Below are 10,884 nucleotides of genomic sequence, written 5' to 3' on the forward strand. Positions count from 1 at the left end.
TACAGGAATCAGCATTCCTTCATCATTGAAGATCTGCGTCATTCCAACTTTTGTAGCTAAAATAGCTTTCTTCATTCTTTCTTCCTCCTATAGCGGATTACCCGGATGGATAATCATATAATAAATAGCTAAATGCTCATGCATTTACATTAGGAAAGCAATGCGTTCAATTATTTTGTTTTCATCTTGATGTCGATGTGAACGCCTGCCGGCATCTCCAGTCTGGACAGTGCGTCTACTGTCTTCTGGGTAGGTGCCACGATATCGATCAGTCTCTTATGTGTTCTCTGCTCAAACTGCTCTCTGGAGTCTTTATATTTGTGAACAGCGCGCAGGATTGTAACAACTTCCTTCTTAGTAGGAAGCGGTACCGGTCCGCTTACTGTTGCTCCATTCTTCTTTACAGTGTCGATGATTTTAGCTGCAGATGCATCTACTAACTGATGATCATAAGCTTTTAATGTGATTCTCATTACCTGATTTGCCATAAAAAAAGTCTCCTCCTATTCGTACTCACAATCAGTACGACAAGCGGCGACTGTACACATCTCCGTGTGTGTCCTAAGACATCTTCCCACACGCCCATCCCTAGATGGTCTTCTGAACTTGTACAGTGACTTGTCGTCAGTTTCCTAACTTGACATTCGCTCCACGGAAAACCTGCCATCAGGCAGCAACCTCGCGCTTCATAGCTATCATGTCACAGCAAGTAATAGTATACACAATCTCATTTCTAATTGCAAGGTTTTTTTAAAAAAAATTGTATTTTTTCGAGAACAATCAATCAGCATCTTACGTAGTTGTTTCTTATTAAATCAATTATGTAATCGGGACATTACGAAGTAATTTTCTATTACATGAAGTAATTTCCTATTGCATAATAAACGCCTGCGGAAATACTTTTGTACTTCCCAGGCGTTTTACTATCCTCTTATGCAAGGCAAAGGATCATTCTTCCTCGTCTTCATCCTCTTCTTCTGCAAAGATATCGGAATAATCAAGAAGTGTCACCTTTGTGATATCATCTCTTACGATCTCTGGCGAATCCCCTTCTGCCTTTGCTTTGTCAGCAAGCTGTGCAGCTGTCATTCTGGGAATAGCCATTCTTTTTAGCTTGACCGGTTTTTCAGGAATCTCTTCTTTCACCGATTCCTCCAAGGTATCGGGGATTTGGGCTTTTTTTTTGTGTGTTACCACTTTCCTTGTCTCGTCCAGCTGCTGTTTTTTTTTGCGTGCTGGCTGCTGATAATCATCTTCTGCAGTAGCGGCTGCAATCTCCTTTTTCAGGACTTCATGAGCTTCGCTGGTAGCCGTCTGGACTGCTTTCTCCGGGCGTTCATCTTCTTCCTCGTCCGGATCGTCCTCTTCGATCTCATCAACAAAACCGCCTGTACGTACTGTACGCTTCGGTTTCTTCTTGTTCTTTTTGCTTTCTGCTTTGATCTCACGCTCTTCTTCTCTCAAGAGACGTTCTTTTTTCTTTTCTTCCAGCTTCAGTTCCTTTTTGGATTTCACATATCCCGGCTCAGTATCCTCCGGAAGATCTTCTTCCTTTGGATCCTTTTTCCAAAGCTCTGCGATCACGTACAGGATGATCAGGAAAAATACTGCAAGTGCCAGGATGATCAGTCCTTCAATGCTCTGTGTGGCCACCATAAGATAACCGATCAGCGGAATTGTCACTACAACCTTGGGCATATATTCGCCAATGGAAAGATTCACAGGGGACTCTTCCAGGGCATCCGGATTCACTGCTGTGCCTGTGCCGCTGGCAAGGTCAACGCTGGCAACATCATAACGCCATGCATTATCATCTTTCTGTGCAAGGATTCTGTCTCCCACTGTCATCTCAGATGATTTCACAGGGATCGCATATGTAACCGAACCCATAGGAAGATTGGATTCCTGGTCTGCATGATCCCGAATCTCTGTAGTTACTCCGAAAAACGGAGGCAATGCCAGTGCAAGTATACTTAATATGGTGCAGATCACCACAAAATGTACAATAAACTTCAGTACCTTTGACATTTTAAACATTCCTCTCTTTCATATGGCTTTAACATGCAAAGCACTGTATCTTACTGATTGCTCAGATATTTCTCAATGCTGTCCATCGCAGCTTCTTCATCCTCACCATTTACATAAAGGGTGATCTCCTCGCCTGTATCCAATCCCAGTGTCATCATACCCATAATACTTTTGGCATTCACTTTTTTCTTGCCGATCTCTACATGAATCTCACTGTTGAACTGACTTGCTACCTGCACAAGCTGAGCAACCGGACGTGCCTCCAGACCAGTAGACAGATTAATGGTGATTGGTTTTTTGATCATAATAATTCCTCCTCGTCCCCCCTCAGTTCCTCCGCAATCATTGAAAGCTTTCTCAATCTGTGATTTACACCTGACTTTCCCACCTGAGGGTTCAACATCATTCCTAATTCTTTTAGTGTAGCCTCCGGATACTGCAGCCGCAGTCTGGCGATCTCCTCCAGGCCTTCACTCAGGCTTTCAAACCCGGCCTTTCTTTCGATCAGTCGTATATCCTCCACCTGCTTCACTGCTGCATTTACCGTTTTGTTAATATTCGCAGTCTCACAATTCACCTTACGGTTGACTGAATTACGCATTTCTTTCAGGATACGGATATTCTCCAGATCCATCAGTGCCACATTCGCCTCCATAACGGCCAGTATATCAACAATCTGTGCACCTTCTTTCACATAGACCACATATGATTTCTTACGTAAAACAATCTTCGCATCAATATGAAAACTGCGGATGATCTCCTGCAACTGTTGCGCTTTTTCTTCATCAGGACAGACAATCTCGAAATGATATCCTTTCTGTGGATCGCTGATGGAACCTGATGCAAGAAAAGCTCCTCGTATAAACGCACGCTTACAGCAGTTCCTCTGAAGGATCACTGCATTACCAAGCTTAAGCGTACCATCGGTGCTTCCCTTCACAACAAGCTTCACAGCCTCAAGAATTTCCAGAGCCTGTTCTGTCTCCCGTGTGGTCACATGATAAACTCTGCATCTCTTAAGATGTGCGCTCTCATGAACGGTAATATCTGTTTCTATATTAAATGTTTTTTGCAAAATTGTAAAGCACTTTCTTGCAACCCACTGATTTTCCGTCTGCACCCATAAAACCAGTTCCTGACCCTGGGTACGCTTCAGTTTGCCGCATAACAGATACATCGCAGCCAGCTCTGCGATCTGGCAGTGTCTGGATGCTCCTGTACGCTTGGAAAGTTCTTCTTTCACCATCCCTGAAAAAGACATCTTCCCACTCCTTTTTATTTTTTAAGAAGCCGGTCCTTCTCCACGTCCCTGTGTTCCAGGCGAAAACCGTACTCATTATTCTTGATCAGCCTGCTGTATAATTCCCTTGCAATGGTAACAGAACGATGCTTGCCGCCTGTACATCCTATGGCGATCACCAGGCTTGTCTTTCCCTCCTGCACATAATCTGGGAATCAGGAAATTCACCATATCCTCCAGCTTTCCCATAAACCTTTTGGCAGTCTCATTGTCCATTACATAATTGAATACACTGTCATCAAGTCCTGTCATAGGCCGAAGTTCATCTACATAATAAGGGTTGGGAAGAAAGCGGACATCAAATACCAGATCAGCATCTGCCGGGATCCCGTATTTGAATCCAAAGGACAGGACAGAGATCATCATATTCTTGAATTCTTCATTGTCCACAAATATCTTATCTATTTCCTGACGCAATTCCCTGGTAAGCAGGTGGCTGGTATCGATAATATAATCAGCCTTTCTGCGCAAGAACTCCATTTTCTTCCTTTCCAGACGGATCCCTTCATCGATCCGTCCGTACATTGCCAGCGGATGGCTCCTTCTTGTTTCTTTGTATCGTTTCACAAGAACAGAATCCTCTGCATCCATAAAAAGTATTTCAAACTGATAACCTGCTTCCTGCATCTTATCCAGGATCAGTTCCAATTCTCCCATAGATCCGCTTCTTGCATCAATACCAAGAGCCACATTCTGTACATCCTCTCCGTGGATCTCCGGCATCAGTGATACAAACTTCTCAAGAAGCGGGATGGGCAGATTATCCACGCAGAAATATCTTGCATCCTCCAGCATTTTTAAAGCTGCTGTTTTCCCTGCGCCGGATACTCCTGTCACAATCACAAATCGCATTTTTTATCTCCTGTTAAAAGTCTCCCAGAAATTTCACTTCCGGTTCAAGCTTTACATTGTATTTCTCGTAAACTGTTCTCTGCACATGTTCCATCAGCTCACATACATCCCTGGCTGTAGCACCCCCTGCATTGATCACAAAGCCACAGTGCTTTTCTGAAACCTGCGCCCCTCCATGGGTGTACCCCCGAAGACCACTGTCCATGATCAGCTTGCCTGCAAAATATCCTTCCGGACGCTTAAAAGTGCTGCCCGCACTTGGATATTCCAGCGGTTGTTTGCTGATCCTTCTCTGTGTCAGATCCTTCATTGTTTCCCTGATCTGATCTGGATCCCCTTTTTTCAGGGAAATCACTGCTTCAAGCACCATATATCCAGCCTCTTTGATCACACTGGTTCTATATCCCATTGCCAGCTTCCCGGCAGGGATCCGACGGATCTGTCCTTCACTATCCAGTACAGTGGCTTCTTTTAGTACATCTTTCATTTCGCCTCCATAGGCCCCTGCATTCATCACCACAGCCCCGCCTAATGTACCCGGAATACCTGCAGCAAATTCAAAACCTGTAAGAGAAGCAGCTTTGGCTGCCTGGGCGATCCCAGAAAGAAGTGCTCCTGCCTGTGCACGGATGCATTCTCCCTCCACCTGGATCTGTGCCAGATTCCTGTATGTCTGAATGATCACGCCATGGAACCCGCTGTCGCTTACAAGCAGATTACTTCCGTTGCCCAGAATAAAATATGGTTCTTGCTCCTGGATACATATCTCGCGGATCTTCGTTATTTCTTCTACTGTATTAGGAAGGAGAAAAAGATCTGCCGGTCCTCCGATCCGGAATGTTGTATGGCGGCTCATAGGCTCGTTTGTAAGCACCCTGTCATTTCCCAGCAGTTCTGTTAATTCTTCTATTAATCTCTGTTTCACAAAAAAATCCTCTATCTTTCTATTCAAGTACGCTGTCTATTTTACCATCTGATGAAAAAAAAGTACAGGATAACACATATTTTTTTCTTTTTTCCAAATACTATGATTACAGTGTCAAAAGGTCTGCTCCACTTATGCTTGTACAAGGGCGGGTAAATGACCTTAAGATACGCTTAAGGAAGGAGCTTATATGTGGAATCAGTTATTACTTATTATGATTGGTTTTTCCGCAGGCATTATGATTGCCGGCGGAGAAGTGGGCCTTCTCATCGGCCTTTCCATTGTTCCCAGATATGCAGGGATCACCCATACAGGAAAACACATCTTATTATATGAAGATTCCATTCTTCTTGGAACTGTTCTGGGAAATCTTTTTTTCCTTTGGAAATGGCAGATTCCTGGCGGATTGCTCTTTCTCGTTCTCTATGGCCTTTTCTCAGGGCTTTTCCTTGGAGGCTGGATCATGGCACTGGCAGAAGTGGCAGACATTTTCCCTATCTTTGCAAGACGGGCCAGATTTTCAGAAGGTCTGCCAAAAGTGATCCTTGCCATCGCCCTGGGAAAAACCTTAGGATCTTTATTCTACTATTACAAAGAATGGTTTCCCTGATCATAAGAGCTTACATCTTAAGATCTGTGTCTCCTTACATCATAAATCATCTGCAGCAGGAGGTTGTTATGGATAATGTGAACAAGCAGACTGAACAAAAAGAATATGAGAAGTACGTAAAAGAAATCACTCCATCCCATGATCTTGGCATAAACATGGCAAAAGCCTTTCTTACCGGAGGTCTGATCTGTATGGCCGGGCAGGGGATTACAAATCTGTTCCTCTGGATGGGCAGTGATCTGGATAAGGCCAGGATCTGGTGTTCTGTTACCCTGGTTTTCATCAGTGTATTGCTTACCGGGTTAAATATTTATCCTAAAATCGGGAAATTCGGAGGTGCAGGAAGCCTGGTTCCCATCACCGGATTTGCAAATTCCGTAGCAGCTCCTGCTATTGAATATAAAGCAGAAGGCCAGGTCTTTGGTATTGGCTGCAAAATTTTCACCATTGCAGGGCCTGTGATCCTTTATGGCATTTTAAGTTCCTGGTGTCTTGGCATTATCTATTACATTTTAAAAATGATAGGAGTAGCGTCATGAATATAACGGAAAATCAAACAGACTGGCAAAGCAAGCATATCCTTTCACAGACCTGTATTTATCCAGAGCTGTGCATCTGTTGCAGGAAAAAAAGAAGGAGAAGGTCCACTTGGTTCCTGCTTTGATCAGGTATGGGAAGACCCAATGTTTGGAATGGATACCTGGGAAGCTGCAGAAAGTACCATGCAGAAACAGGCCGCCTTTCTTGCTATCCAAAAGGCTGGTCTTAGCCCGCAAGATCTGCGGATGGTTTTCGCAGGCGATCTTCTTGCCCAGACTACTGCCTCTTCCTTCGGAATTGCCGATATGGGCATTCCCTTTTACGGACTTTTCGGTGCCTGCTCTACCATGGGTGGAATCTCTTTCCCTTGGCTCCATGGCTGTAGCAGCCGGTTATGGAGACCATGTTCTCTGTGCCACCTCCAGCCATTTTGCCAGTGCAGAAAAGGAATTTCGTTTTCCTTTAGGCTATGGCAATCAAAGACCTTTATCTGCCACCTGGACAGTTACAGGAAGCGGCGCCTGCATTCTATCTTCAGCTCCTCCAGCTGAAAAAAGTGCTGACATGCCTTCTCCTCTTCGTACAGGAAAAAGCTGTATACAGATCACAGGGATCACCACAGGAACCCTGGTGGATTATGGCTTTAAAGATTCCATGAATATGGGGAGCCTGTATGGCTCCAGCTGCCTGTCATACCATCCACCAGAATCTGCTGGACTTTCACAGAAAACCATCCGACTATGACCAGATCATCACCGGGGATCTGGGAGTTGTGGGACAGCATATTTTGCTGGATCTTCTCTTAAAAGAGAACATTGATATCCAAAGCCGTCATCAGGACTGCGGCCTTCTGATCTTTGATAATCCGTCCCAGGATACACATTCCGGTGGCAGCGGCTGTGGCTGTGCTGCAACTGTTCTTGCAGCCTATATCCTGCCAAAGCTTCTTTCCGGTGCATGGAAAAAAGTTCTTTTTGTTCCTACCGGCGCTCTTCTTTCCAAAACCACTTTTAATGAAGGCGATTCCATTCCAGGCATTGCCCATGGAGTTGTATTGGAGCATGTTTCTTTGTAATACAAAAAATCTGAAGAAAAAACATAGATGGAGGTTATTATGGATTACCTGAATGCGTTCTGGGTGGGTGGTCGGATCTGCGCCCTGGTCCAGATCCTACTAGATAAAACAAAACTGATGCCTGGAAGAGTGATGGTGCTTCTTGTGTGTACCGGTTCACTTCTTGGCGCACTTGGACTTTATCAGCCCCTGCTGGATTATGCGGGAGCCGGAGTCGCAGTCCCCCTTCTTGGATTCGGAAATACATTATGGATAGGAATGAAAGACGCTATCAATAAAAATGGCGTGCTTGGACTTTTTATGGGAGGCTTTACAGCCTGTGCTGCAGGCGTTTCAGCTGCCTTGATCTTTTCCTATATTGCCAGTCTGATCTTTAAGCCAAAAATGAAAGAGTAAATAAACATTCAAAAACCATGGAGGACAAAACATGAGCGACATCCTTTATATCCAGACAGACGAAAACATGGAGGTGCATCACCCCCATGTTTACCTGCAGGATATTGTTAAGCTGTCCTGCAGCAATTCTAAAATTTTAAACAGACTTCGCGTACTGCCTGTAGCTAACCTGGATCCCAAACGTCCTGGACGATATATACTGTCCGTCATGGATCTGATCCACGAAATCCAGAAGAAGGAACCAGATCTGGAGATCACTCATATCGGAGAACCTTCTTTTATCATTACTTACCAAACGAAATCCAATGCCTCTTCTGCATGGTGCTGGTGTAAAGTGATCTTTGTCTGCCTGGCTTCCTTTTCGGTGCCGCCTTCTCCATTATGACCTTTAACAATGATGTGGATGTACCTGCACTTTTCCGGCAGATCACCACACAGGTGGCAGGCCAGGATGGCAGTTCCTTTCCTGTACTTGCCATCTCTTATTCCGTAGGCATAGGTCTTGGAGTATTATTTTTCTTCAATCACTTCGGTCATATCAAGCTGACAGATGATCCTACTCCCATGCAGGTGCAAATGCGGCTTTATGAAAATGATGTAAATACAACCATTATAGAGGATCAGGAACGGTTCTTTGACGCCTTTACAGCAGAGAATAAATGAAAATGCTGGCAGAACAGTGCCCCTGATTGAAGCTGCCCCATACTCATCCAGTCTCCATTGATAGAAGTAGGCCTTCTGCCCCCTACTGCGGAATCTAAAATCAGATACTTCCCATCAGAACTCCGATACTTTGCAATTGCCAGATAATGGCCACGGTACAAGCGCAACAGCTGTACCGCCTTTTCTTAAATGTTTCTGTAATTCTGCAAAAGATCCTGTCAGGCCGTCATACTTAAAGCGATACTTCTTTCCCCATTTCTCAGCCACATCCGGATACAGGGTATCTGCTGTGCCCGCATTGTAAAAATAGTGTCCTCTGGCAGCAGAAAAACGTGCCAGCCTCTCAGGAGGAATATAAGAACCATTTAGTGCATAAATAGCATTCACAAGAGCCATCACGCCTGCATCCGGAAGTAGATATGGTCCTTGGGCCTATATATCCGTCTTTGTAAACGGTTTTTCCATATTCCGGATCATATTGGGAATATACAACCGTAGCAGTGCGGGTAGATGCTTTCCAGAAAAGTCCATGCCTGGGTCTGATCTTGCACAGCCTCTTCCGGCTCCCCTTTTGCATTCAGTGCCAGCTTACGGCTGCCAGTCAGTAGATAATAGAAATCGCCTTTTTTCTGAATGCGTACCTGTCTGCTGTTATCCACCTGAAGATATCCTTTTTTCACATTCTTAAAGGGTATAAAGACCACTTCCGATATACTTCACATCATAGGTGGTTTCTTCAGTGTATCCGTACCAGCCAAAACAGGATATAACGTATATCTGCCGTCTGCCAGAATCTGCCCTGTACGCACTGCAAAATGGAACATGCTGCTTTTAAATCTGGATGTAGGGATCCATCCCAGATAATACTGTCTTTTTTTCTGGATCATCACCTGGGTCCACTGCCCCTTTTCCCCAACCTTAAGACCACAGTCAGCCTGGGCTGCATGAATAAACCGCTGGGAGCTGCTGTTCATTGGAACCTTATAAATATCTATACCGCCGGAAGACCCTACGTACATGCCTTCTCTTTTACCGGATGGCTGCGGCAGAAAACAGCCGGCAGATACATATCCCTTTTTTCTGGTTCCATCTTCTGCCTTATAAACCAGCTGCATGGTATTTCCAAAAAGCTTGACAATCTTGTATTCTTTATAAGTGCCCTTTCCTGCCACGCTTGTCATTTCATGGTCACTGTAAATTGGAAAAGCTTTCTTTGACAGCGGATAGGCATGAAGACAGGCGGAATCTGTAATCTCCGTAAAAGAAGCTGCCCTGACCTTCGCTGTTCCCAAAAGCATCAGAAGCGCCAGGCCAATAATAAAAGCCGCCTGATACCAAGTGCTGATCTTTTTTTTCTTATTCATTACTCTTTCCCCTCTTAACCGGCTCAGAAGCCAATGATCCTTTTGCAAAGAACCATATAGCGGTGTCCATACTGTACTCTCTTAATGCATACACCGCCTGTAGGATATACATATCCATAATGACCGGAAGCATTCAGCATCATACCCTTTCCAATGTAGATTCCTACATGGCCAATGGCACCGCTTGTATCCTTATCCAGATAAAAGAGAAGATCGCCTACTTTCATCTTATTTAGTTCTTCCTTAGTAAGAGGTGTATTCGTATTATGCCAGAAGATCTGTCTGGATACCCCCTCCAGTGTAATGGTATGATACCAGCTTGCAAGATTCCTTCCTGCCATCTGGAAGCATTTCCCAACAAATCCGGAACAGTCGATGCCATCCGTCATGGACAGTCCTCCAAGTACAAAAGGTGTGCCAAGGTATTTCATACCTGTTTTGATAGCTTTATCGATAATACGGTTATTTGAGTACTTCTTTGCATTCAGGGACAGAAGCTTAAGCTGTCCCATTCGCACATATGCTGTTGCCTTCCTGCCTTTAGCATCCTTAAGATTATCCATATATACAGGAAGCCATGCATATTTCTTGTTCATTTTCAGTTTTTTTGTATTTACAACTACAGCATCTCCGAATCCCAATACCCCATACTGCTGGGACTTTGGAGATGTACGTGCATATACCGGAACTCCTGTCTGTGACGGATTATATGCCAGTACGATCCTGCCCTGCTTTCCCTTTACAATGTAGGAATTCATGGTTCTTGAATAGGTTGTGGCTGCTGATACCTTTACTGGAATAAAGGTTCCTGCCAGCGTCGTCAGGATACAGATCAGAATGAAATTCCTGATCCCCCGCTTTGTTACTCTTTCTGTCATGTTGCAATATCCTCTCTTTCCTTTTCTATTTCTATGGTAAGTGAAATCCATTGTAAGTAAACTTCAGCTTATACCCTTTTTTTCTGTAGTTCGGATGAGAACGTACAGATGTATTTATTATACAGAATCCCGCATTTAAACACAAGAACGATCCTGAAAAAGACGTCCATAATCTGTGAAAAGGAGTTACTCAGTACAGGAAAAAGTCAGTGCAACATAAAAAAGAGCCGAAACGCATACAAGTTACAGCCCG

14 protein-coding genes and 3 pseudogenes are annotated in these 10,884 nt (G+C 44.3%); 6 read left to right on the forward strand and 11 right to left on the reverse strand.

Annotation, left to right across the window (positions count from 1 at the left end):
* The 7 genes and pseudogenes from rplC to murB all read right to left on the reverse strand — a co-directional run.
* A pseudogene (rplC, locus tag R1Y93_RS04905) lies at window positions 1-75 on the reverse strand (50S ribosomal protein L3); the annotation flags it as partial.
* A gap of 95 nt (window positions 76-170) precedes the next feature.
* The gene (rpsJ, locus tag R1Y93_RS04910) at window positions 171-488 is read right to left on the reverse strand and encodes a 30S ribosomal protein S10 (protein ID WP_158421024.1); all 318 of its coding nucleotides are present in this window, start codon (window positions 486-488) and stop codon (window positions 171-173) included.
* A 460-nt stretch (window positions 489-948) separates the two neighbouring features.
* Window positions 949-2,028: a hypothetical protein gene (locus tag R1Y93_RS04915; protein WP_500821858.1), complete on the reverse strand. Its 1,080-nt coding sequence runs from the start codon at window positions 2,026-2,028 to the stop codon at window positions 949-951.
* A 50-nt stretch (window positions 2,029-2,078) separates the two neighbouring features.
* The gene (locus R1Y93_RS04920; protein ID WP_173726985.1) at window positions 2,079-2,333 is read right to left on the reverse strand and encodes an HPr family phosphocarrier protein; all 255 of its coding nucleotides are present in this window, start codon (window positions 2,331-2,333) and stop codon (window positions 2,079-2,081) included.
* Window positions 2,330-3,289: a DNA-binding protein WhiA gene (whiA, locus tag R1Y93_RS04925; protein ID WP_500821860.1), complete on the reverse strand. Its 960-nt coding sequence runs from the start codon at window positions 3,287-3,289 to the stop codon at window positions 2,330-2,332. The genes R1Y93_RS04920 and whiA overlap by 4 nt, the downstream gene beginning before the upstream one ends.
* Before the next feature lie 14 nt (window positions 3,290-3,303).
* Window positions 3,304-4,180 (reverse strand): annotated as a pseudogene (gene rapZ, locus R1Y93_RS04930) (RNase adapter RapZ).
* 13 nt (window positions 4,181-4,193) lie between these two features.
* Window positions 4,194-5,105, reverse strand: a complete 912-nt coding sequence (gene murB, locus R1Y93_RS04935; RefSeq protein ID WP_500821861.1) for a UDP-N-acetylmuramate dehydrogenase — start codon at window positions 5,103-5,105, stop codon at window positions 4,194-4,196.
* Window positions 5,106-5,295: 190 nt separating this feature from the next.
* Here murB and R1Y93_RS04940 point away from each other — a divergent pair, with 190 nt between their 5' ends.
* The 6 genes and pseudogenes from R1Y93_RS04940 to R1Y93_RS04965 all read left to right on the forward strand — a co-directional run bounded on the left by R1Y93_RS04940 (window position 5,296) and on the right by R1Y93_RS04965 (window position 8,389).
* On the forward strand, window positions 5,296-5,715 hold the full coding sequence (locus tag R1Y93_RS04940; protein WP_500821863.1) for a stage V sporulation protein AB: 420 nt from the start codon (window positions 5,296-5,298) through the stop codon (window positions 5,713-5,715).
* Between the two features lie 68 nt (window positions 5,716-5,783).
* A complete protein-coding gene (locus R1Y93_RS04945; RefSeq protein WP_500821864.1) occupies window positions 5,784-6,254 on the forward strand; it encodes a SpoVA/SpoVAEb family sporulation membrane protein in 471 nt (156 codons plus the stop codon).
* Between the two features lie 12 nt (window positions 6,255-6,266).
* A pseudogene (locus R1Y93_RS04950) lies at window positions 6,267-7,330 on the forward strand (stage V sporulation protein AD).
* 39 nt (window positions 7,331-7,369) lie between these two features.
* Window positions 7,370-7,726, forward strand: a complete 357-nt coding sequence (locus R1Y93_RS04955; protein WP_500821865.1) for a SpoVA/SpoVAEb family sporulation membrane protein — start codon at window positions 7,370-7,372, stop codon at window positions 7,724-7,726.
* A gap of 31 nt (window positions 7,727-7,757) precedes the next feature.
* Window positions 7,758-8,111 carry a stage V sporulation protein AA gene (locus R1Y93_RS04960; protein WP_500821867.1) on the forward strand — a complete coding sequence of 118 codons (354 nt, stop codon included), beginning with the start codon at window positions 7,758-7,760 and terminating at the stop codon, window positions 8,109-8,111.
* The gene (locus R1Y93_RS04965) at window positions 8,108-8,389 is read left to right on the forward strand and encodes a hypothetical protein (protein WP_500821868.1); all 282 of its coding nucleotides are present in this window, start codon (window positions 8,108-8,110) and stop codon (window positions 8,387-8,389) included. Before R1Y93_RS04960 ends, R1Y93_RS04965 begins: the two co-directional genes overlap by 4 nt.
* Window positions 8,390-8,503: 114 nt before the next feature.
* Here the strand turns inward: R1Y93_RS04965 and R1Y93_RS04970 are convergent, their stop codons facing one another.
* The 4 genes from R1Y93_RS04970 to R1Y93_RS04985 all read right to left on the reverse strand — a co-directional run bounded on the left by R1Y93_RS04970 (window position 8,504) and on the right by R1Y93_RS04985 (window position 10,631).
* Entirely contained in the window at window positions 8,504-8,785 is a 282-nt protein-coding gene (locus R1Y93_RS04970) for a hypothetical protein (RefSeq protein ID WP_500821870.1), read from the reverse strand.
* A gap of 77 nt (window positions 8,786-8,862) precedes the next feature.
* Complete coding sequence (locus tag R1Y93_RS04975) at window positions 8,863-9,048, reverse strand: hypothetical protein (protein ID WP_500821871.1); 186 nt, start codon at window positions 9,046-9,048, stop codon at window positions 8,863-8,865.
* Between the two features lie 57 nt (window positions 9,049-9,105).
* The gene (locus R1Y93_RS04980) at window positions 9,106-9,753 is read right to left on the reverse strand and encodes a hypothetical protein (protein WP_500821873.1); all 648 of its coding nucleotides are present in this window, start codon (window positions 9,751-9,753) and stop codon (window positions 9,106-9,108) included.
* 23 nt (window positions 9,754-9,776) lie between these two features.
* The gene (locus R1Y93_RS04985; protein ID WP_500821874.1) at window positions 9,777-10,631 is read right to left on the reverse strand and encodes a C40 family peptidase; all 855 of its coding nucleotides are present in this window, start codon (window positions 10,629-10,631) and stop codon (window positions 9,777-9,779) included.
* Window positions 10,632-10,884 lie beyond the last annotated feature (253 nt).

Source organism: Blautia sp. HA3515 (genome assembly GCF_059933065.1).